This window comes from Enterococcus infantis (assembly GCF_049166715.1).
Classification (GTDB): domain Bacteria; phylum Bacillota; class Bacilli; order Lactobacillales; family Enterococcaceae; genus Enterococcus_C; species Enterococcus_C leclercqii.
This window is the reverse complement of sequence record NZ_JBMHFB010000003.1, coordinates 33,453-55,301: the sequence shown is the minus strand read 5'-3', so window position 1 is coordinate 55,301 and position 21,849 is coordinate 33,453. Positions and strand designations below refer to the sequence as shown.

At 44.8% G+C, this 21,849-nt stretch carries 18 protein-coding genes and 1 other annotated feature; of the genes, 5 read left to right on the top strand and 13 right to left on the bottom strand.

What is annotated here, in order from left to right:
* Positions 1 to 204 precede the first annotated feature (204 nt).
* The 12 genes from rplI to dnaA all read right to left on the bottom strand — a co-directional run bounded on the left by rplI (position 205) and on the right by dnaA (position 15,804).
* Positions 205 to 657 (bottom strand): 50S ribosomal protein L9, encoded by a 453-nt coding sequence (gene rplI, locus ACOMA8_RS04315; RefSeq protein ID WP_161900381.1) that lies wholly within the window; start codon positions 655 to 657, stop codon positions 205 to 207.
* Positions 654 to 2,609: a DHH family phosphoesterase gene (locus tag ACOMA8_RS04310; protein WP_421368808.1), complete on the bottom strand. Its 1,956-nt coding sequence runs from the start codon at positions 2,607 to 2,609 to the stop codon at positions 654 to 656. The genes rplI and ACOMA8_RS04310 overlap by 4 nt, the downstream gene beginning before the upstream one ends.
* A gap of 259 nt (positions 2,610 to 2,868) precedes the next feature.
* Positions 2,869 to 3,105 (bottom strand): 30S ribosomal protein S18, encoded by a 237-nt coding sequence (gene rpsR, locus ACOMA8_RS04305; RefSeq protein WP_161900383.1) that lies wholly within the window; start codon positions 3,103 to 3,105, stop codon positions 2,869 to 2,871.
* A gap of 27 nt (positions 3,106 to 3,132) precedes the next feature.
* Positions 3,133 to 3,690, bottom strand: coding sequence for a single-stranded DNA-binding protein (ssb, locus tag ACOMA8_RS04300; protein WP_161900434.1), 558 nt, complete (start codon positions 3,688 to 3,690; stop codon positions 3,133 to 3,135).
* 59 nt (positions 3,691 to 3,749) lie between these two features.
* On the bottom strand, positions 3,750 to 4,049 hold the full coding sequence (rpsF, locus tag ACOMA8_RS04295; protein ID WP_161900384.1) for a 30S ribosomal protein S6: 300 nt from the start codon (positions 4,047 to 4,049) through the stop codon (positions 3,750 to 3,752).
* A gap of 282 nt (positions 4,050 to 4,331) precedes the next feature.
* A complete protein-coding gene (gene tyrS, locus ACOMA8_RS04290; protein ID WP_421368805.1) occupies positions 4,332 to 5,543 on the bottom strand; it encodes a tyrosine--tRNA ligase in 1,212 nt (403 codons plus the stop codon).
* 62 nt (positions 5,544 to 5,605) lie between these two features.
* Positions 5,606 to 5,840 (bottom strand) — a binding site (T-box leader).
* 641 nt (positions 5,841 to 6,481) lie between these two features.
* The gene (gyrA, locus tag ACOMA8_RS04285) at positions 6,482 to 8,962 is read right to left on the bottom strand and encodes a DNA gyrase subunit A (RefSeq protein WP_421368803.1); all 2,481 of its coding nucleotides are present in this window, start codon (positions 8,960 to 8,962) and stop codon (positions 6,482 to 6,484) included.
* Positions 8,963 to 8,978: 16 nt separating this feature from the next.
* Positions 8,979 to 10,928, bottom strand: coding sequence for a DNA topoisomerase (ATP-hydrolyzing) subunit B (gene gyrB, locus ACOMA8_RS04280; RefSeq protein ID WP_161900387.1), 1,950 nt, complete (start codon positions 10,926 to 10,928; stop codon positions 8,979 to 8,981).
* Positions 10,929 to 11,097: 169 nt separating this feature from the next.
* Entirely contained in the window at positions 11,098 to 12,234 is a 1,137-nt protein-coding gene (gene recF / locus ACOMA8_RS04275; RefSeq protein ID WP_421368800.1) for a DNA replication/repair protein RecF, read from the bottom strand.
* On the bottom strand, positions 12,221 to 12,466 hold the full coding sequence (gene yaaA / locus ACOMA8_RS04270) for a S4 domain-containing protein YaaA (protein WP_161900389.1): 246 nt from the start codon (positions 12,464 to 12,466) through the stop codon (positions 12,221 to 12,223). The genes recF and yaaA overlap by 14 nt, the downstream gene beginning before the upstream one ends.
* 511 nt (positions 12,467 to 12,977) lie before the next feature.
* Positions 12,978 to 14,108 carry a DNA polymerase III subunit beta gene (dnaN, locus tag ACOMA8_RS04265; protein WP_161900390.1) on the bottom strand — a complete coding sequence of 377 codons (1,131 nt, stop codon included), beginning with the start codon at positions 14,106 to 14,108 and terminating at the stop codon, positions 12,978 to 12,980.
* A gap of 361 nt (positions 14,109 to 14,469) precedes the next feature.
* On the bottom strand, positions 14,470 to 15,804 hold the full coding sequence (dnaA, locus tag ACOMA8_RS04260) for a chromosomal replication initiator protein DnaA (RefSeq protein ID WP_161900391.1): 1,335 nt from the start codon (positions 15,802 to 15,804) through the stop codon (positions 14,470 to 14,472).
* Positions 15,805 to 16,575: 771 nt separating this feature from the next.
* Here dnaA and rpmH point away from each other — a divergent pair.
* From rpmH to jag, 4 genes are all read left to right on the top strand, one after another.
* Positions 16,576 to 16,710 carry a 50S ribosomal protein L34 gene (gene rpmH, locus ACOMA8_RS04255; RefSeq protein ID WP_010766794.1) on the top strand — a complete coding sequence of 45 codons (135 nt, stop codon included), beginning with the start codon at positions 16,576 to 16,578 and terminating at the stop codon, positions 16,708 to 16,710.
* Positions 16,711 to 16,989: 279 nt separating this feature from the next.
* Positions 16,990 to 17,334 carry a ribonuclease P protein component gene (gene rnpA / locus ACOMA8_RS04250; protein ID WP_161900392.1) on the top strand — a complete coding sequence of 115 codons (345 nt, stop codon included), beginning with the start codon at positions 16,990 to 16,992 and terminating at the stop codon, positions 17,332 to 17,334.
* Positions 17,335 to 17,354: 20 nt separating this feature from the next.
* Positions 17,355 to 18,182, top strand: coding sequence for a YidC/Oxa1 family membrane protein insertase (locus ACOMA8_RS04245; RefSeq protein ID WP_161900393.1), 828 nt, complete (start codon positions 17,355 to 17,357; stop codon positions 18,180 to 18,182).
* A gap of 201 nt (positions 18,183 to 18,383) precedes the next feature.
* Positions 18,384 to 19,151 carry an RNA-binding cell elongation regulator Jag/EloR gene (gene jag / locus ACOMA8_RS04240; RefSeq protein ID WP_421368795.1) on the top strand — a complete coding sequence of 256 codons (768 nt, stop codon included), beginning with the start codon at positions 18,384 to 18,386 and terminating at the stop codon, positions 19,149 to 19,151.
* A 495-nt stretch (positions 19,152 to 19,646) separates the two neighbouring features.
* Here the strand turns inward: jag and ACOMA8_RS04235 are convergent, their stop codons facing one another.
* A complete protein-coding gene (locus ACOMA8_RS04235) occupies positions 19,647 to 20,000 on the bottom strand; it encodes a heavy metal-binding domain-containing protein (RefSeq protein WP_161900395.1) in 354 nt (117 codons plus the stop codon).
* Between the two features lie 406 nt (positions 20,001 to 20,406).
* Here ACOMA8_RS04235 and mnmE point away from each other — a divergent pair, with 406 nt between their 5' ends.
* On the top strand, positions 20,407 to 21,804 hold the full coding sequence (gene mnmE / locus ACOMA8_RS04230; protein WP_421368793.1) for a tRNA uridine-5-carboxymethylaminomethyl(34) synthesis GTPase MnmE: 1,398 nt from the start codon (positions 20,407 to 20,409) through the stop codon (positions 21,802 to 21,804).
* Positions 21,805 to 21,849 lie beyond the last annotated feature (45 nt).

Sequence of the window (21,849 nt, the reverse complement as noted above, 5' to 3'; positions counted from 1 at the left end):
TTTTCATAGTAGGAAAATGCGTCTTACCTTCCAGGTTAGTCCCTATTTGAGCGGTTTAACAACGAAAAGACAAGCAGCTTCCACTGGTTCTCATGGAAGTTACTTGTCTTTTGCTCGTGACTCACGTTTGGAAATCTTCGCTTTAAAGGAGGGTGACAAGAGGATTGTCGCCGCCTCAAATCGAGTAAACCACTGTCACTGGTATTATTCCGCTACTACATGAACATTTAAGGTTGCTGTCACATCCGTATGAAGCTTTGCAGGTACTTTTGTATACCCCAATGTGCGAATCGGATTTGGCAAATCCAGCTTCCGCTTATCGATCTTCACCTTGTATTGTTTTTGTAGTGCATCAGCAATTTGCTTAGAAGGAATTGAGCCGAACAAACGACCATCTTCACCGGCTTTGGCTTTTAATTCCACGACGGTATCTTCTTTTTCCAAAACTGCTTTTAGTTCCTGAGCCTCTTTCAAGATCTCAGCATCGTGTTTCTCCTGAGCTTTTTTCTGCCCCTTCAAAACAGCAACATTTTCTTTATTTGCTTCTTTTGCTAAGTTATTTTTTAGTAAAAAATTCTGTGCATAACCAGTTGGGACCTCTTTGACTTCCCCTTTTTTACCTTTACCTTTAACATCTTGTAAGAATATGACTTTCATGATTGTGCCCCCTCTTGTTTTAACACGTTCTGTACCTCATTATAAAGCATCTCTTTGACTTCGTGTAGTGTTTTATCCTTGATCTGAGTAGCAGCATTCGTGAAATGACCACCACCACCCAGAGCCTCCATTACCAGCTGGACGTTGATTTTTCCAGAGCTGCGAGCACTGATTGCGACTAACTGATCCTCACGAGTCGTCAGGACAAAGGATGCCTCCACACCGTTCATGGAGAGCAGCGTGTCCGCCGTTTTAGCCGCTGTCACATTGTCATAGACCTTGCCAGGATCCCCGCAAGCAATCACGATATTAGGAGTAATAAACTCACTTTTAGCAACGAGCTCACTGATTTCCAGAAAAGAGGTCAAATCAGAGCTAAGCAGATACTGAATCAGATCCGTATTGGCCCCATTTGATTTCAAATAGCTGGATATATCAAACGTCCGCGGACTAGTGCGAACCACGAAATTTTTTGTATCGACAAAAATTCCTGCCAACAGCAGGGTAGCTGTAAACTTATCCAACTGTTTATTGGCATGACTTTCATATTGAATCAATTCCGCCACAAGCTCTGACGCTGATGAGGCAGAAGATTCAATATAAGTCAGCAGTGGTTTCGATGGGAACTCTTCCCCACGGCGATGATGATCGATGATTGCCACCTGCTCGAATTTATCATAAAGATCCTGCGAAATAGACATGGAGGGTTTATGGTAGTCCACCATTACCAACAGACTGCCGGGTTTCACCAAAGCCATCGCGTTCTCAACAGTAATCAGCTTTTTCTCCATTTCAGGATGCTGATGGATTTCTGTCAAACAACGCTCCACATCCGGTATTAATTCCCGCTCGTTGATCACTACATAGCTTTCTTTGCCCTGAAAGTCGGCCAGACAGGAAACACCGAAAGCCGAGCCAATAGCGTCCATATCAGGAAAACGATGCCCCATGACAAAGATCTGATCGGCTTCTTGAAAAATTTTTTTCAACGCTGTACTCATGGCCCTGGAGCGAACACGCGTTCTCTTCGCGGTACTGGTCGTGGTTCCTCCGTAGAACTTTGGTTTAGCAGCTTCATCAACATCCTTCAAGACTACCTGATCACCACCACGAACCAATGCAATATCCAAGTTGTTCTGCGCAGTATCCCCGATACGCTCAAGCGTGTCATCGCCGTACGCAATTCCCATGCTAATCGTCAAGGCAAAGTTCTGATCTTCAGCCGCTTTTCGTAACCGTTCGACGATAGAAAAGTTATCTTGCTCCATTCGGATGATATCTTCCAGCCTAGACGTGAAAAAATAACGTTCAGCATTCAATCGTTTATAATAGATGCGGTACTCGTCTCCCCAGTCAGAGATGAAAGTCGTCACAAAGGAATTCAAATAGGAAACTTCTTTATCATCCATCTGATCAATGACATCATCATAATTATCAATAGAAATGAAGCCAATCGCCGCCTGTTGTTCCCGTTGCCTTTGGATGGCAGCTACCTCTTGAGAAATATTCTCCACAAAGATGATTCGTTTATCAAAGTCGATACGATAACGAAGGTTTGAATCCTTCATCGTAATACGGCCGGTTTCCCGCTGCGCCTTTATAGCTGGCTGTAGCTGCTCAGCCCACAACTGATCACCATACTTTTCCTGTAATGCAATCGCTTTATCATTCAGCCAGCGGATATGATTTTGCTCGTCATACATATACAGTGGATAGGGTGCCAGTTTTGAAAGATACTCTGAATTCGTCTCTGCCAGATCAGCCGCCTGATTGATTCGCTCTTTCTCGCTCATCTGTAAAAAACGTCGTACCTCTCGATATAAACCATAAATACAAAAAGCAGCAATCACTGCTAATAAAACCAACAACCAACGCCACGGGATCAACAGGATACACAGGACCTGGATCAATGTCATCAAGACCAGTATTTGAACAAAACGTTTCTGATTCATCCCATACTCCTTTCCCAACAAAAAGTCTCCGGAAATTTTCGGATACTCACTTCACTTTATTATCATCCAGTCAGGCTATACGTCCGACACTTTATTTTATCATAACAGCTGAATTTTAGCGATACAGCGCTGTTTCGACTACCTTACATTCCAAATTAGCTGCCAGTGAGTGTTTCACGTGAAACATTTATTAATTAGTATACAACAAAAAAGCTTTCGATGAACTGCAAGTACAGAACATCGAAAGCTTGATTACATCTTATTCTTCGCCTACGAACGGCAACAGACCCATGATACGAGCCCGTTTGATAGCGATAGTCAATTTACGTTGATTTTTCGCACCGGTACCAGTTACACGACGTGGCAAAATTTTCCCACGTTCACTGATAAAGCGTTTAAGCAATTCAATATCTTTGTAATCGATATATTCGATATGGTTAGCTGCGATATAGTCAACTTTACGACGTTTACGTCCGCCTCTACGTTGTTGTGCCATTTAAATTCCCTCCTGTCAATTTACCTGTTAAAATGGTAGATCATCGTCGGAAATGTCGATAGACGTTCCAGAATTGCTGAATGGATCAGCAGTATCCCGATCGAAATTCGGCATCCCGTTGAATGGTTGAGAAGATTGGTTTTGATTTTGTTCGAATGAGTTGCCAGTGTTTTGTCCGCTATTGTAACTGTTGGAAGAACCAAAGTTACCAGCACTGCTGTTGTTATTATAACCGCTACCAGGTTGTTGACGCTGCTCGGATTGTTGACGAGACTCCAACAATTGGAAGTTATCGGCTACTACTTCAGTGACATACACACGTTGACCTTGTTGATTTTCATAATTACGCGTTTGGATCCGCCCAGTCACGCCTAGCAAGGTACCTTTTTTAGCATAATTTGCCAGTGTTTCTGCAGGTTTACGCCAAATCACGCAGTTGATGAAATCAGCTTCCCGATCACCGTTTTGGTTGGTGAAATTACGATTGACGGCTAATGTGAAGGTTGCTACTGCAGCTCCATTACCAGTAAATCGCAAATCGGGATCTTTGGTCAGACGACCGACTAAGACGACATTGTTAATCAAAAGGTTCACGCTCCTCTCCTCATCGTCAAAAATGTTTCACGTGAAACATTTCGGATGAATTATGCTTCTTCCTTGATAATCATGTGACGAAGAATATCGTCGTTGATTTTTGCCAAACGGTCAAATTCATTGATCGCAGCAGCAGTTGATGGAGAAGTAACTTTGACGATGTGGTAGATACCTTCACGGAATCCGTTCATTTCATACGCTAAGCGGCGCTTTTCCCAATCTTTTGATTCAACGACTTCAGCACCGTTGTCTTTCAAGATTGCATCGAAACGTTCGATCAAAGCAGCTTTTGCTTCCTCATCAATGTTTGGACGAATGATGTACATAACTTCATATTTCGTGTTTTCCATTGATTTTCACCTCCCTATGGACTTTGGCCCTCAGCTTGTCTGAGAGCAGAGAGAGCTGTCTTTTCAGACTACTCACAAAGTAAAAGTATACAGGAAATCATCCCATAAATCAAGCTTTTTATTGCTTACTTCTAGAATAAAAGCTTCCAAATATTTGACAGGAGGGCGGTCAACCATCCCGACTCCTCCAACAACAATTACGCAAACAAAGTAGAATTTCCGCTGAGAAAGCTTTCAATTGTCATTGGCTTTAATCAGAGACAATACATAAAAAGAGAGCGCTCAGATCAGACGAATAAACCGCTTTTTACCTAGACGTATGATATCACTGGGAGTAACTTGTGTTTCTTCAAAAAGTGCTATAGAAAGCTTGGCGCCATTCAACTGCACGCCGCCTTGCTCCACTAGTCGACGAAACGCACTCCGGCTGGTGAGCTCTCCTGCTTCTACCAGCAACGAAGCCAGCCCAGTCAGGCTGCTAATTTCCCCAAGACTTACTTCCGGCATAGTTTCAGGAATCCCGTCTCTTTGGAAAACGGTAATGAACTCCTGCTTTGCTTGTAGTGCGACGTCTTTTCCGTGGTACAACCCGGTGATTTCAGTAGCTAAGATCAACTTGATATCCCGTGGATTTTCCCCTGTCTCCAGCCGTTCTTGTAATGCTGTTATTTCTGAAGGCAGCAGATCTGTAGCTAACAAAAAGTATTTAAGCAGCAATGAATCCGGAACTTCCATCACCTTTTTGAACATGACAAACGGCGCCTCAGCTACCCCGATGTAATTTCCCAATGATTTACTCATCTTTTCAACACCATCCAGCCCTTCTAGTAAAGGCATAAAAATGGTTACCTGCTTTTCTTTATCAAAATGTTTTTGTAGGTGCCGTCCCATTAAGAGATTGAATGTCTGATCCGTTCCGCCAATCTCGATATCTGCTTCAATAGCTAGTGAATCATACGCTTGCATCAAGGGGTAAAAGAATTCATGTAGACCGATGGGGATTTGATTTTGGTAGCGGCGGGCAAAATCATCCCGCTCCAGCATTCGAGCTACGGAAATCGTCTGTGCCAAGGCCAACGTGTCACTAAAATCCAGTTGCGATAGCCACTCACTATTGAATCGTACCGCAGTTTTTTCAGGATCTAGAATCTGTGTTAGCTGTGCTACATAGGTCTTGGCATTTTGTTTGACTTGCTCTTCTGAAAGCTGATTCCGCCCTTTGCTGCGACCAGAGGGATCCCCGATTTTACCGGTAAAATCCCCGATAATGATCACTGCCTGATGTCCGAGATCCTGCATCTGCTTAATTTTGCGTAAGACTACGGCGTGGCCTAAGTGAATATCCGGCGCCGTGGGATCCAGCCCTAATTTGATCACCAACGGCTTATTTTCACCGGCAGATTTTAACAATTTTTTTCGTAACTCATCTTCTGAGACGATTTCAGCGGCACCTTTTTTAATGATTGCTAGCTGCTGGTCAATTGTGTACTTCATAAACTCACTTCATCCTTTCTTCTTGTTGTTATCGTCAAAAAAAACGCCCTCTGGCTATATAGCCAAAGGACGTTTACACGCGTTACCACCTTTTTTCGAGTCCTGCTTACGCAAAAGACTCCTCAACCAAGTACCAACATACTTGTGCATTGTTAACGGATGCAACTCCGATCCGGTCTACTTGATTCCACCGGCAGCTCAGGACTGTATTCCCATCTGCTGTGTCCGCGCCTCTCACCACCCGGCTACTCTCTGAAGAACATCTGCAAAGGTACTCGTTTCCCTCATCGCTTCTACCTCTTAAATTAAAGCTATTCTACAACGGAAAACACGGAGCTGTCAATCAAACAACCATCATTCCCCAGAAGAATCCCCTCCATACCTGCTCGTAAAACAACAAATCGCCAGCTTCTAAGCACACAACTGGGGCCAATTTGAACGAGCTGGCGAAAAAGACTTCCGCTGCTAAAACTTATCCACTGTGGAAAACTTTTAGAACAGCCTTCTTTACTTTTCAACAATCGTCAATCGTCGCCTTCAGCCAGTTTTTTTACCGTTAAGTTTTCCACAGCTAAAACTGTCCAATCTTGTCTAGGCTTAGCTGCAAGCTGGTCTGTTCAGCTTCCCAAAAAGGAGCTTGTGACCTCAATCATTTCTAGATGATAAACGCCGCAGGTTTCAACAACTAAGTAAGAGAATCTATGTTAGTAAATAGTTCCCTAGTCTTTAGAGGCAACATTGTCCTGCGTATAGGAGAAGCACAGACTGCCCTTGATTTCATCCCTGTTAGTCTGTGTTTGAAATTTTCAGCAGCGAAAAAAGAAGGCACTTCCACCATTTTTAGTGGAAATGCCTTCTCTTTTGCTTGTAGCTCACGTTTTTTATTTTCCCTTTACAAGATGGTGACTAGACTTTTGTCATAGCTCCCGTAATGATTCTTATACGTCTTGTTCGGGTGTTTCAATTGCTTCAGTTTCTTGTTCTTCGGCTTCTTCTGGTTCGATAACTGCCATGGTAACGACTTTTGCATCGTCTTCCATCCGCATTAAGCGAACACCCAGCGTTGCTCGACCAGTTTGTGAGACACCTTCCACGTTGAAGCGGATAATGACACCTTTGTCAGTGATGACCATGATGTCTTCCGTGCCGTCCACCGTCGTTAAGCCCGCCAATGGACCGTTTTTAGCAGTGATATTGGCAGTTTTGATCCCTTTACCACCACGGCCCTTGATCGGATATTCCGCTCCGGAAGTACGTTTACCGTAGCCATTTTCGGTAATTACTAATACTTCTTTGTCGTCACTCAAGGTGGCAACACCGACTACATAATCTTCGTCACGAAGGCGGATTCCTCGCACACCGGCTGCCGTTCGACCCATATCTCGAACAACTTCTTCTTTAAAGGTCACAGAATAGCCGCTGTGGGTCCCGATGATGATTGTAGAATCACCAGCTGTTTCCAGAACGCTGACCAGTTCGTCGCCCTCTTTAAGTCCGATTGCGATCAAACCGTTGCTGCGAATGTTAGAAAAGGCATCGACTGACGTCCGTTTGACAATTCCTAATCGAGTGGTGAAGAAGAGGTAACGACCGGATTCTGGGCCGCCATTGACAGCGATAATCGTTTGGATCTTCTCGTTGGAATCAATCCCCAGCAAATTAATGACTGGAATTCCTTTGGCAGCACGGCCATATTCAGGAATCTCGTAACCTTTTGCTTTGTAGACTTTCCCCATATTGGTAAAGAAGAGAAGTGTATCGTGGGTCGAGCAAGATACCAGTGTCTTCACGAAGTCTTCATCGTGGACCCCCATCCCCTGAACGCCTCGGCCACCGCGGCGTTGCGCACGAAACTCGCTGTTGGCTACGCGTTTGATATAGCCGTTGTTGGTCAATGTGATAACTACTTCGTCTTCTTCAATCAAATCTTCATCTTCCAAACTCAATACTTCGCCTACCAGAAGTTCTGTCCGACGATTGTCACCAAAGCGATTAGCAACGTCTTTCAGTTCGGTAATGATGATTTCTCGTACCCGTTCTGGACGAGCCAAAATATCTTTCAAGTCTTCAATGAGTTTCAGTAATTCCTGATATTCCGCTTCAATCTTGTCTCGTTCCAAACCGGTCAGACGGCGCAAACGCATATCCAAAATGGCTTGTGCCTGACGATCGGAGAGTTTGAAGCGTTCCATCATAGTATTTTTAGCTTCGTCATCGGTTTTGGATCCGCGAATGATGGCAATAATTTCATCAATGTGATCCAAAGCAATCCGCAGACCTTCCAAAATGTGGGCCCGTGCTTCGGCCTTGTCTTTGTCAAATTGCGTCCGGCGAGTGATGACTTCTTCTTGGTGCTCGACGTAGTTTACGAGGATTTCTTTCAAGCTGAGAATCTTCGGTACACCTTTTTCGATGGCCAACATATTGAAGCCAAAAGAAGTCTGCAGTGCAGTCATTTTATACAAGTTATTTAAAATAACAGAAGCGCTAACGTCTCTTCGGACATCGATAACAATCCGCATACCTTCCCGAGATGATTCATCCCGCAAATCAGTGATTCCTTCGATCCGCTTGTCCCGGTGCAGCTCAGAAATGCGTTCGATCAACTTGGCTTTATTCACCATATAAGGCAGTTCGGTGACTAAAATTCGCTCTTTTCCGTTAGGCATCTCCGTGATTTCCACTTTTGCCCGAACAGTAATCGATCCCTTACCAGTTTCGTACGCTCGGCGGATACCGGATTTACCCATGACTAAACCGCCAGTAGGAAAGTCCGGCCCAGGCAAGACTTCCATCAACTCATTGGTGGTTACCTCAGGATCGTCCATCAGCAATTCAATAGCAGCTGTAACTTCTCTTAAGTTATGGGGTGGAATATTGGTAGCCATACCGACGGCGATCCCGGTAGTTCCGTTTACCAACAGGTTCGGGAAACGAGCCGGCAAAACTTCCGGTTCTTTTTCGGAATCATCATAGTTACTGATGAAATCAACCGTATTTTTATTGATGTCTCGCAACATTTCCATTGCCAGTTTACTCATACGGGCTTCGGTATACCGCATCGCAGCAGCCCCGTCACCATCCACTGAACCAAAGTTCCCGTGGCCGTCTACTAGCATATAGCGGTAGCTGAAGGGTTGCGCCATCCGCACCATTGACTCATAGATGGCACTGTCGCCGTGGGGGTGATACTTACCCATGACATCCCCGACAATCCGGGCTGATTTTTTATGAGGCTTGTCCGGCGTTACACCCAATTCGTTCATTCCGTATAAAATCCGGCGGTGAACCGGCTTCAATCCGTCACGCACATCTGGCAAGGCCCGCGCCACGATGACACTCATCGCATAATCGATGAAGGAGGTCTTCATTTCACTGGTCAGGTTGACGTTTTGGATATTTTCTTTATGATCTTCCACAGTTCATTCTCCCTCCTTAAATGTCTAGATTCTTGACGTAATGTGCATTTTCTTCGATAAAGTTTCGACGTGGTTCCACTCGGTCGCCCATCAACATTTCAAAAACCTGGTCGGCTTCGATTGCATCTTCAACAGATACCCGCAGCATCAGGCGATTCTCTGGATCCATCGTTGTTTCCCACAATTGATGATCGTCCATTTCCCCCAGCCCTTTATAACGCTGAATGCTTGGCTTCGGTGTGGCTGGCAGTGCATCAATAGTTGCTTGCAGGCGTTCTTCTGCATCTTTGCCGGGTTGGACATAAGTGATATTTTTCCCTTGTTTCACCCCATACAAAGGCGGCTGAGCGATATAAACGTAACCGGCTTCTACGATAGGACGCATATAACGATAAAACAGGGTCAAAAGTAGGGTTCGAATATGGGCACCATCGACATCGGCATCGGTCATGATAACCAGTTTATGATAACGAGCTTTCGAAACATCAAAATCAGCACCGAAGCCCGTTCCCATCGCAGTAAACAAGGAACGGATTTCTTCGTTGGCCAAAATCTTGTCCATGCTCGCTTTTTCTACGTTCAAAATCTTCCCGCGGATTGGCAGGATTGCTTGAAATTCGCGGTTACGTCCTTGCTTAGCAGAACCACCGGCTGAATCTCCTTCGACGATAAACAATTCGCATTTTTCTGGATCGTTTGAAGAACAGTCCGCTAATTTCCCTGGCAGATTGCTGATCTCCAGTGTTCCCTTACGCCGAGTCATCTCACGGGCACGTTTTGCGGCCATCCGAGCTTTTGAAGCGATGATTCCTTTGTCGATAATTTGACGACCGACTGTTGGATTTTCCATCAAGAATTTCATAAAGTGTTCTGAAAACAGACGATCGACGACTGTCCGGACTTCCGAATTTCCTAGTTTAGTCTTCGTTTGTCCCTCAAACTGCGGATCTGGGTGTTTGATTGAAATAACTGCTGTCAGGCCTTCCCGCACATCTTCACCGGAGAGGTTCTCGTCATTTTCTTTCATCAGCTTTTGGCGTCGGGCGTAGTCGTTGATTACCCGGGTCAGAGCTGTTTTAAAGCCGGATTCATGGGTTCCGCCTTCATAGGTATGGATATTGTTAGCAAAGCTCAAAATATTGGTGTGGTAGCTGTTGGTATATTGCATGGATACTTCCACAGCGATATCTTGCTGCTCATCTTCCAGATAGATTGGTTCAGGAAAGAGTACGTCTTTACCTTTATTCAAATGCTCAACGTAGCTCTTGATTCCGCCTTCGTAATGATATTCTCTCAGGACTGGTTCTTCGCTGCGCCGATCTTCAATCGAAATGCGCAAACCGCGATTCAAAAAGGCCAGCTCCCGCACCCGAGTTGATAATTTATCGAAGTTAAATTCCACGGTTTCAGTAAAGATTTCCGGATCGGGAATAAAGTGAACGGTGGTTCCGTGAAGTTCTGTCTCACCGACGACTTTCAAATCATCTACAACTGCCCCACGACGGTATTCTTGGTAATAGATTTTGCCATCTTTATAAACTTTGACGTCCAAACTAGTGGAAAGGGCGTTAACAACGGATGAACCCACCCCATGCAGCCCCCCGGAAACTTTGTATCCGCCACCGCCAAATTTACCGCCGGCATGTAAAACGGTAAACACTGTTTCAACAGCTGGCCGCCCCGTTTTGGCTTGGATGTCCACGGGAATTCCTCGGCCGTCATCCACGACGGTGATACTATTGTCTGGCTCCACAATAACTTCAATCTTGGTAGCAAAGCCGGCCAACGCTTCATCAATCGAGTTGTCGACAATTTCCCAAACCAAGTGATGGAGACCTTCGCCGCTAGTGGAACCAATATACATACCAGGACGTTTACGCACCGCTTCCAAGCCTTCTAAGACCTGGATCTGGCTGGCATCATAAGCCTTGGCAAGTTCCTGTTTGTTCTTTTCTTCTTCTGTCATTAACGAAAAGCTCCTTTCTGTCTGAAACGCAGCGGCGAGACACAAAAATGGTCCAGCGGCGGGCAATCCCGTTCATTTTTTACAAAACTGCCAGCTTGCTGCAAGATCAGGGAAAACTTTAACGGCTGTTGCCTGCCACTAAAGTCGATTTATCTAAATAAAAAGGGATCTATAGCTGATCCGTTGAAGCTGCTTCTTTGGTGATATGTCCTTGTGTTACATAATAGATGGCGGGTTCTACCGTCATCTTATTTTTGACATGCTCCAAGGTGGTAGTGGTTAAAAAGGTCTGAACTTTACCTTCGATGGTTTCCAAAAGATGAAGCTGACGAGAATCATCCAATTCGCTCATCACGTCATCTAAAAGCAAAATGGGAAATTCCCCTGTCTCTTCTTTCATCAGATCAATCTCTGCCAGTTTGACACTCAATGCGGTGGTTCGCTGCTGCCCTTGGGAACCATAGGTCTGAACATCCTTGCCATTGATAGCAAAACTGAGGTCATCTCGGTGCGGCCCCACCTGTGTACTCATCCGAAAACGTTCCTTCTCACGACTTTTCAGCAGTGCGGCTGTGAATGCGTCACTGATAGCCGCTAGATCAGCTGCCTCGTCAAAGGCAATGGAAGACACATATTTCAGCGTCAAATGCTCCTTTTCCCGGCTAATCTTTTGGTGAAGAGCATTGGCCCAGTATTCCAGCCGTTTTACAAAACGCTGACGGGCAAACAAAACCTTGGCTCCAAAGGACACCAACTGCTCATCAAGGATTTCCAGATAAACAGGATCCGGCTTTTTATCACCGGCAGTCTGCTTGAGGTATTGATTGCGCTGCTTTAAAACCCCTTGGTACTGCACCAGATCATACAGATAGATGGGATCAATCTGGCCAATCTCCATGTCTAAGAACTTTCGCCGGATTTGAGGAGTACCCTTCACCAGAGAAAGATCCTCCGGCGCAAACAAGATTACGTTCATCTGACCCACATAGCTGGAAAGCTTTTTTTGCTCGATGTGGTTCACCTTCGTCTTGCGGCCTTTTTTAGTAAGGGTAATCTCCAACGGCACAGTGGCTCCCCGCTTGGTCAGGTCCCCTTTGAGATAAGCATGATCTTGATCAAAACGAATCAGCTCTTGCTCGTTGGTGGTGCGGTGGCTGCGGGTCATGGCCAACACATAGATGCTTTCCAGAACATTGGTCTTTCCCTGCGCATTTTCTCCAAGAAAAATCGTGATATTTTTGTCGAAGGTCAAAGACAGCTCCTCGTAATTGCGGAAATTCCGCAGGTAGAGGTCATTCAGCCGCATCGTCGGGATCCTTTTTCGCCATAAAAAAAGTACCTTCATCAGGTATCTCGATCATCATCCCCGGGTACAGCTTGCGGCCACGGCGATTTTCCGGCTCACCGTCTACCATCACAGTTGTCTCTGCCAAATACCATTTGGCTTGTCCGCCACTGGAGATGACATTAACCTCTTTCAGGACTTGTCCCAACGTCATATATTCGCTGGTTTCGTCCAGATAGATCTTTTCTTTCATTTTCAGCCCTCGTTTCACTCTAAACACCATAAAACAGATACCCATATTATACCTTTTTTTAAGGGGAAAAACAAATTTCTCCGGATATTTTTCACTCTCAGAAGACTTGTATATTTTCGATAAAAAATATCCTCCAGCAAAAAAATCGCTGAAAATCGATTTTAAGGACCTTTTCGGCGAGATTCCAATTTTTTCTCTCTTTCAGCAACTTATTTTTATTTTCATGAAACTTGTCAGGACAGCAGAAAGAACAACAGTTTTTCCGGCTGTTGCAATTTTCAGCTTTTTCCCAGCTGTCAAAGGCAGCTTGGCACAGATCAGAAACGTGATATAGCCCGCAGAAGCCGGCATACTTCTGTGACTGTTAATGTGAAGTCAATTTGCCAAGGTTACAAGAACTTTTCGCTGCTTAAATCACTATAGCCAAATAAAAACGGCAGCCTCAAAAGAGAACTGCCGCTTTCTTAAGTTTGTAGGACATTTAACCAATTTTTTACTGAGCTGAGGCTGTTTAGTTGGTTCGCACAGGTGTGATCAATTGGATAAATTCACCTTGGCCTTCCGTTGGTTCCAAGGTAAATGGTCGAATCGGCGAAATGAACTTGATGGTAATACTCATATCACCAAAAGCCCGCAGTGCCGCCTTCATGTAGTCCGGATTAAAGGAGATCGTCAACGGTTCGCCGGTTACTTTTTCGTAATTCAAGGCTTCTTCTACTTTACCGACTTCCGGAGAGTTTCCGTACAACATCACGCTGTCGTCGGAAATCGACAGGCGGACGATATTGTTGCGACCTTCATGAGACAGCAAAGATGCCCGTTCAATGGCTGCCAAAAAGTCCCGCACACCAAATTCGATTTCGGTGTTGAAGCTAGTCGGGATCAAACGATTGGTATCGGGGTAATTGCCTTCTAACAAGCGAGAGTAAAACAGCATGTTCTTAGTTTTGAAAAGAACTTGGTTTTCCATAATGCTGATTTCCACTTCTTCTTCCTCATCGGCAAAAGAACGAGACAACTCGATTAGACTCTTGCCGGGAATGACGATATTGAACTCGCTGGCTTCTGCTTCAATAGGAATGAGTCGCTGACTGAGTCGGTGGGAGTCGGTAGCCACAGCCAACAGCTTTTGATTTTCTAAAATAAAGTGAACACCTGTCAAAATTGGGCGGCTTTCATGCGCTGAAACAGCAAAAACAGTTTCACTGACCAACTGGTTCAGCATCTGAACAGACAATTTCATTTGATTGCGTCGTTCCACAATAGGCAGATGAGGATAATTGTCAGGATCCAATCCGTTGACGATGAAGTTGGCTTTACCGGAAGTGATAGCCACTTGGTTATTTTCCATGACTTCCATGGTGAAGGTATCTTCTGGCAGTTTGCGGACGATTTCTGAGAAGAAACGGGCTTGTAAAACGATGGCGCCCGTTGATTCGATCTGCATCTGGGCTTTTTCATTGCTGCTTTCTAAAAAAGTTTCGATGGAGATATCAGCGTTGCTGCCGGTCATGGTCAGTCCGCTGTCTTTCAGTTCGATTTTAACCCCAGTCAAGATGGGAATAGTCGTCTTGCTTGAAATGGCCCGTTGCACGGTTGCCAATTCTTGAATAAAGACGGATCGGTTGAGGGTAACTTTCATGTTGGGGAACACTCCTTTTAATTGTAATGGTCAACGGATTTTTTTAGCTGCGTTTGTTTGAAATACACAGGTGTTCAATCATTAGTAAATTGCTTTTTGAAGAGCGCAACGACTATTACTTGCTCGTCTTCAACGAAGGGTAGCTGCTTACTGATTTTAGTTGATTTAAGGGAAAAAGTAATAGAAGCAGTAGGCTCTGTTTAAACAGTGGATAACTCAGCTTAAGCCGTGCTAGTTCACCGTTTTCCACTGTGGATAAGTTGTGGATAAATTTTATGGTTTTTAAAAGGTTATCCACACGACAACTATCAGTGATAATTTGTCTTCAATGGATTTGATCAAGTTTTTGGCTGCTGACTGCTTAGTTGAAGAGGAGATTTTTGATCTCTGCGACTTCATTTTGAGTCGTAGCATCTGACTGCAACAGTTGTTGGATCTTTTCATGGGCATGGATCACAGTCGTATGGTCTTTGCCGCCAAAATCAGCGCCGATTTTCGGTAATGAATTGTCAGTTAGTTCCCGTGAGAGATACATGGCAATCTGTCGAGGAACAACGATGCTTTTCACACGTTTTTTGCCTTTGAGATCTTTCAGAGAAATGTGGTAATACTTGGCGACTTCTTCTTGAATCTGCAAGATTGTCAATTGGGCAGAACCATTGCTGCTCTTTAGTGCTTTCAAGGATTCGGCGGCCAAACTGGTAGTGATATCGGCATTGTTCATGGTGGCAAAGGCTTGTACTCGCACCAAGGCCCCTTCCAGTTCCCGAATATTGGAATCAATCTGGCCAGCGATGTAGCTGAGGGTATCATCTGGGATCTCTAAGCGTTCTGCTTCCGCTTTTTTGCGCAAGATAGCGATACGAGTCTCCAGATCCGGTGGTGTGATGTCGACAGATAACCCCCAGGCAAAGCGCGAAACCAGTCGCTCCGGCAATGTTGGGATCTCAGAAGGCAGGCGATCACTAGTGAGCACGATCTGCTTGTTGTTTTTGTACAGTTCTTCAAAGGTATAGAAGAACTCGTTTTGTGTTTCGACTTTGTTTTCCAAAAACTGGATATCATCGACTAAAAGTAAATCGACGCTGCGGTATTCTTGGCGAAACTTGTCCATTTCATTGTTCTTAATAGAAGTAATGAAATCATTGGTGAAGTTTTCGCTGCTGACATATTTGATTTTGGCTTTGGGATTGTTGGTCAGCAGTTGATGGCCGATGGCGTGCATCAAGTGGGTTTTCCCTAGACCAACACCCCCGTAAAAGAACAGTGGGTTGTAGATGGATCCGGGTTCTTCAGCAACAACCAGCGCCGCCGCATGGGCCATCTGGTTGCCTTTCCCAATGACAAAGGTGTCAAAGGTGTATTTGGGATTCAAAACAGAGTTTGTGGCATCCTCTTCGATCACTTCAGCAGTCGGTGGTGTCTGTGGGGCTGCTGTCAGCGACTCATCGCCTTCAACGACCAATTTGGGAATAATCTCCCGCTCAAACAGGCGGTAACTGTTTTCCAAAAATTTAGTCATGATATTGCGTTCCCAGTAATTTTTATGAATCGGGCTGGGAACCTGGATGAGAAGCTGATCGTTGTTTAACGAAAGAGGGATCACCGGATGGACCCAAGTATTATAACTGGTTTCGCTGAGGTCATGTTGCAACCCCTCCAGTATCTTCGGCCAAACCGTCTCGAGAGTCGACATGGCTGTCCTCCTTTATTGAAATAAAAATGATGGCTTCGGCTGCAAAGACGAAACGAATTAGTGGTTGATCAGTGCATTTTTTACAAAAGAAAAACAGGAACTGCGAGTTTTGGCGACACCAAAGCTCACGATGCGACAGGTACAGACAAGCAGGGTTGGCTGCAGACGTCGGATCGAGTCCCTTAAGTCTTTTTTAAGTGTACCCCTAATTTAGCACGTTCATCGAAAGTTTTCCACAGATTCAGCTAAAAAACCGGCGAAGAAAAAGTGAGAAGTAAATTGTCCACAAGTTAAATAAGCTGTGGATAAAGAGATACACAGCAAGAAAAAAAGTTATCAACAAGATAAAAAAATCTGTGGACATTTCGGCTGCTAAAAAAAGAAATCCACAGATAGCTGGGAGAAATTCTACTTGATATCTAGGAGTTTATAGGAGTTATCCACGGGGAAATGTATCCTTGTTGAAAACTTTTATACAGGAGGGGGATTTGTGGAAAACCTCGGAAAAACTCTGTGGGAGCTAAAAACGCACAAAAATCATTATCCACAGATATGCACAACTAAAAAATTCTGAAATGTGGATAAGTTTTTTGAAAATGGAACTGAAGGCAGAGGCCCTCAGTCAGGAAATTTCTGTGGAAAACTAAAAGACAGTGAAAATGATCGAGGCCATTCCACCAAAAATTTATTGACAAATGTCTGGTGGACTCGGTATACTATCAAAGTATGTCTGTAGTGATAGAACAATGACTCTCTTGGAGGTGGACAATAATGAAAAGAACTTATCAACCAAACAAACGCAAACGCCAAAAAGTTCACGGTTTCCGTAAACGTATGAGCACTAAAAACGGACGTCGCGTGTTAGCTTCACGTCGTCTTAAAGGACGTAAAGTCTTATCTGCCTAAGCCACTGGGGTCCAGTGGTTTTTTTTTGCCCAAAAATCAGCTGCTGCTAAAAGTCTTGTTTTTGGTGGCGGCTGATTTTTTAGTTCTTTTTTGGCAACTCTCTTTGGCAGCAGGGTGTGATTGATTCGAAAAATATGCAGGCAGCTGGAGGAATGGCAACTTAATTTTGGTGGGAACTGATGGGACGGGGAATTTTTAATTTTTAAGGTGAAGTTTGAGGGGCTTCTATGGTATTATTGGAAAGTGAGTAAACGATTTTAGAAGAAATGAAGGATCACCATGAGAAAGGCTTATCGCGTCAAATCAGAGCGGGATTTTCAAAAAGTATTTAAAAAAGGCGAATCCTGCGCCAATCGGAAGTTTGTGGTTTACCGTTTGGCAAAACCGGGACAAGCTCATTTTCGTGTGGGACTGTCTGTCGGTAAAAAGGTAGGAAACGCTGTGGAGCGCAACCGGGTCAAGCGGATGCTGCGGGCCAGCCTGTTTGCATTGAAAGATCAGATCGATCCGGAAATCGACTTTATCGTGATTGCGCGACCGTCTGTGAAAGATTGCGACTCAAAAGCAGTCATGAGCAATCTGATCCACGTCTTGAAACTCGCAAAAATTATTGATAATTCATAAGTAGAAGGGATTTTTGTCCAGTGAAAAACAAAAAACGTATTCTTTTGCTGGCGGGAATGTTGGCTATGGTCTTCGTTTTGTCCGCCTGCGGAACCGGAGAGGTCAATGCAAACAGTACCGGATTTTGGGATCGGTACATCGTTTATAACTTTGCCCAAGCGATCAAAGCCCTGTCGTTTGGCAATGCCGGAATCGGTATCATCCTCTTTACGTTGATTATCCGGGTCATCTTATTGCCGCTGATGCACTTTCAAAACAAGAGCATGCGCAAGACCCAAGAACTTCAACCACAACTAAAAGAGCTGCAACAAAAATATGCTTCCCGAGATGCAGAGACACAACAACGTCTGCGGGACGAACAACAACGACTATATGCAGAACATGGTGTGAATCCTTACGCCGGCTGTCTGCCGATGCTTGTTCAGATGCCAATCTTGATGGCACTGTGGCAATCCATTCAACGGACTCCAAGCTTGACCAACGGAAAATTCCTGTGGTTGGAACTGGGACATCCGGATCCATTTTTCATCTTGCCGGTTTTGGCGGCACTGTTCACCTTTGCCAGCACCTATCTGTCGAGTATGAGTCAATTGGAATCCAATGCCAGCATGAAGATCATGAACTTCGCGATGCCGATTATGATCTTGCTGATGGGTATCAACTTAGCCAGTGGTCTGTCACTGTACTGGGTAGTCTCCAATGCTTTCCAAGTTGTACAAACTCTGCTGATCAACAATCCTTTCAAGATTCGTCGCGAAAGAGAAGAAGTTGCCAGACAGCAACGAGAAAAAGAACGGGCGCTGCAAAAAGCATTGAACCCGAAGAAAAAACGCAACAAAAAACGCTAAATACAATGATTCAGAAAATCCGCTATCTGCGAGGATGGCGGATTTTCCCGCTTATTGATCCTTTTTTGGCAGCAATGGCCGGCAAAGTCTGATTTTTACTTAGGGAAAATAAGCCAAAAACGATGGGAAATGGTATCATGGAGTATCGAGTAATCTGATTTTTCATTGAAAAATCATGAAGAGATATAGGAGGTTGTAAGTATGCCGATTTATGAAGGGGCAACAGTGCAAGAAGCAATCCAAAAAGGGCTGTCAGCGCTGAGTATTGCCAAAGATGAAGCTGTGATTGAAGTGGTAGAAGAAGCCAAAAAGGGTTTTCTGGGGATGGGCAAAAAAAACGCCCGCGTTTCAGTTGAGCCCAGCGTCGCAGAAGAAATCAGCGAAGCGGTAGAAGAGGTTGTGGCTGACGTTACTGCCGAAGACCAAGCGACACCAGTCGTTGAACTGGAGCTTGAAGAGGTTACAGTGCCGGAGGAAGATAGCCGGCAAGTTTTGTCGGAATTGGAGGATGAAGCGGCTCTGACACAGTTGGCGCTGTATCTGACTAATATCAGCAATGAGCTGAAGGCACCGGCATTGGTGAAAATGAAACGCGAAGACGGTCTGATTGTTTTCCAATTGGATACGCAAAAGCAGGGGATTTTAATCGGTAAGCACGGTAAAATGCTGAATGCCCTGCAATATTTGGCACAGGTTTTCATCCACCGTGTAGCCAAAAATAAACTGTCAGTAGTGGTGAATGTCGGTGATTACCGACAAAAACGTCAAGCTATCTTAGAACGTTTGGCAGAACGAACTGCTGAGAAAGTCAAACGCACCGGACGTCCGGTCTTTTTGGAACCGATGCCGGCCTTTGAACGCAAACAAATCCATTCCGTTTTGAGTAAAGATGATGCCGTTCAAACGCATTCTGAAGGGGACGAGCCCTATCGTTACTTGGTTGTGGAACCTGCGAAAAGATATTATTGAGATCAAAAGAGTTTGTGACAAGCCTCTGATCAGCTTTTTTTGAACGCAATCATTACCAAAGTAAGCCAGCAAAAGACCAGCAGCTTCCGCTAAAAAATGGTGGAAGCTGCTGGTCTTTTCATTTGTACAAGCCTTGAAAAACAAGGGAATGTCGGCGTGAATAATTTCAATAAAAATACTGATATACCAACGTTTTTAAGCTTTGATAACCCTTGTTTCCCGCAAAAATACGTTGACATCTACCGGGAATCACAGTATATTCTAGTAGAAATCATTCTTATCGAAGGAAAGACGCCAGAGTAGTCGAAACTTTGATAGAGAGCCCTCTGTTGCCAGCCATACAACAGAGGGTTTTTTGTTGTAAAAATAGGCAGCCTTCTGCCAGCGGGAAGGGCTATTGTCTAAAAGAGCGTCAACTGGCTGATGCTCTATGACAACAAAAGACACCAGCCGTCCTAGTCAAAACAAGGAAGGCTGGTGCAATCGTTGAAGCAATCAACCACCAATTGTGGATTGGATAAATTGGACGACGGTGCCATATGCGAAGATTTCCAAGCAAGTTTTGCCTTCAACCGTCACGTGGGCGTGATCGAAATGGCAGTTGATGACGGCGTTGGCTCCATATGCGTGGGCCATTCGTTGCAATTTCAATTTGATACCTGCCAAAGATTCATTGGGATCGACGGCCTGATCAAAAAGATCGGTTTCGAATTTTTCCGCCACAAAGATGACGTCTCGTACCACATAGCTACGATTGATATTGCCAGTGGAGAGGATGACCTCCTTGATTCGTTGATTTTCTTCTTTTGTCCCGTCAGACTTGTCGTTTCTATCGTTGAAAATACTCATGATACCTGCTCCCTTCCAATTGTACTGGGGAATCTTTCCAAAGCTTGTGGGCAAAACTAGTTATTTATGACAGCTGCTGCTTCAAAAAGGATTTATGCTTTTGCAAGGCGTTTGTTTAGCATGGTTTTTCCCCGTCTCACTTATGATTTTACCGTTTTTTGATTCTTTAAGTAAAGGTAAAACCCCCTGAATCTGTAAAAAGCAGTCTTGCACCGGTTTTGAAATTGTGCTAAATTAATGAAGAATTTAAATAGAAGACAAGCAGTGAAAGTGCTAAGTCGAGCCGTTTGGCAGAAAGTTTTTGAGAATGAAACTTTTTTTGCCCACCGTGTTCGAATGGGGCGCTTTTTTTATTGCATTTTTGTCGGAAGTTCGACAAGTAAACGATTCAAAAAGGAGCAGAGTCATGGCTGAAATCACACAGGAATTCGATACGATCGCGGCAATCTCGACACCGCCGGGGGAAGGAGCGATTTCCATCGTTCGTCTCAGCGGGGAAGAAGCTGTCAAAATCGCTGCTGAAATCTACCAGAGTGGCAGTAAATGTCTGGCGGAGGTTCCCACCCATACGATTCACTATGGACACATCGTGGACCCCGCTGATCAGCGATTGGTGGATGAGGTGATGGTCACCGTGTTGCGGGCACCCAAAACCTTTACACGAGAAGATGTCGTGGAAATCAACTGTCACGGCGGTATGGTAGTTACCAATCAGATCTTACAGCTGGCATTGCGGCAAGGCGCGCGGCTGGCAGAGCCAGGAGAGTTTACTAAGCGGGCCTTTTTAAACGGCCGTGTTGATCTGTCACAGGCCGAAGCAGTGATGGATTTGATTCGGGCCAAGACGGACAAAGCCATGAATGTCGCGCTAAATCAGCTGGACGGTAATTTGTCTGCCTTGATTCGCTCCTTACGCCAAGAAATTTTAGAGACCCTCGCCCAAGTAGAGGTTAATATCGACTATCCGGAATACGATGACGTAGAAGAGCTGACTACGCGGCTTTTGTTGGAAAAAGCTAATCAGGTCCAAGGACAAATCAATCAACTGCTAGTGACAGCCCAACAAGGAAAAATTCTGCGGGAAGGGTTGAGCACAGCCATTATCGGCCGGCCCAATGTCGGCAAATCCAGCCTGTTGAACTACCTGCTGGACGAGGAAAAAGCCATCGTCACAGATATTGCCGGTACGACCCGAGATGTCATTGAAGAATACGTCAACGTGCGGGGGGTTCCTCTCAAGCTAATCGATACGGCGGGCATTCGCGATACCGAAGATGTCGTTGAGAAAATCGGCGTTGAGCGCAGTAAAAAAGCGCTGGCCGAGGCTGATTTGATTCTTTTGGTTCTGAATCAAAGTGAAGCGTTGACTGTGGCGGATCGTACCTTGTTGGAACTGACTCGTGACAGCAAGCGAATCATCTTGTTGAACAAGACCGATCTGCCTCAAAAATTGGACCTGGCTGAAGTGGCTGTTTTGGCGGGGGACAGTGTTGTCTTTGCTGTCTCTGTGTTGGAACAAGAGGGATTGGATCAGTTGGAAAATGCCATCGCGGATTTGTTTTTTGCTGGCGGGACCGGTGAAAAGGATGCCTCTTACGTCTCCAATACGCGCCATATCGCTTTGCTGGAAAAAGCCGGGCAATCTCTTGGTGATGTAATCGGTGGCATCGAGGCGGGAATGCCGGTGGATCTGGTACAAATTGACATGACCCGTTGCTGGGATTATTTAGGAGAAATCGTGGGTGATAGTGTTCAAGATGAACTCATCACGCAATTATTCAGTCAATTTTGTCTTGGAAAATAATAAATAACAAATTTGTGTTGGTTGTTTTGTTATTTAATTTTCGCA

Bases quoted from the DNA above. Each gene is read 5' to 3' on its own strand.
- rplI (WP_161900381.1), bottom strand. From the start codon at position 657: ATGAAAGTCATATTCTTACAAGATGTTAAAGGTAAAGGTAAAAAAGGG.
- ACOMA8_RS04310 (WP_421368808.1), bottom strand. From the start codon at position 2,609: ATGAATCAGAAACGTTTTGTTCAAATACTGGTCTTGATGACATTGATC.
- rpsR (WP_161900383.1), bottom strand. From the start codon at position 3,105: ATGGCACAACAACGTAGAGGCGGACGTAAACGTCGTAAAGTTGACTAT.
- rpsF (WP_161900384.1), bottom strand. From the start codon at position 4,049: ATGGAAAACACGAAATATGAAGTTATGTACATCATTCGTCCAAACATT.
- tyrS (WP_421368805.1), bottom strand. From the start codon at position 5,543: ATGAAGTACACAATTGACCAGCAGCTAGCAATCATTAAAAAAGGTGCC.
- gyrB (WP_161900387.1), bottom strand. From the start codon at position 10,928: ATGACAGAAGAAGAAAAGAACAAACAGGAACTTGCCAAGGCTTATGAT.
- recF (WP_421368800.1), bottom strand. From the start codon at position 12,234: ATGCGGCTGAATGACCTCTACCTGCGGAATTTCCGCAATTACGAGGAG.
- yaaA (WP_161900389.1), bottom strand. From the start codon at position 12,466: ATGAAAGAAAAGATCTATCTGGACGAAACCAGCGAATATATGACGTTG.
- dnaN (WP_161900390.1), bottom strand. From the start codon at position 14,108: ATGAAAGTTACCCTCAACCGATCCGTCTTTATTCAAGAATTGGCAACC.
- dnaA (WP_161900391.1), bottom strand. From the start codon at position 15,804: ATGTCGACTCTCGAGACGGTTTGGCCGAAGATACTGGAGGGGTTGCAA.
- rpmH (WP_010766794.1), top strand. From the start codon at position 16,576: ATGAAAAGAACTTATCAACCAAACAAACGCAAACGCCAAAAAGTTCAC.
- rnpA (WP_161900392.1), top strand. From the start codon at position 16,990: ATGAGAAAGGCTTATCGCGTCAAATCAGAGCGGGATTTTCAAAAAGTA.
- jag (WP_421368795.1), top strand. From the start codon at position 18,384: ATGCCGATTTATGAAGGGGCAACAGTGCAAGAAGCAATCCAAAAAGGG.
- ACOMA8_RS04235 (WP_161900395.1), bottom strand. From the start codon at position 20,000: ATGAGTATTTTCAACGATAGAAACGACAAGTCTGACGGGACAAAAGAA.
- mnmE (WP_421368793.1), top strand. From the start codon at position 20,407: ATGGCTGAAATCACACAGGAATTCGATACGATCGCGGCAATCTCGACA.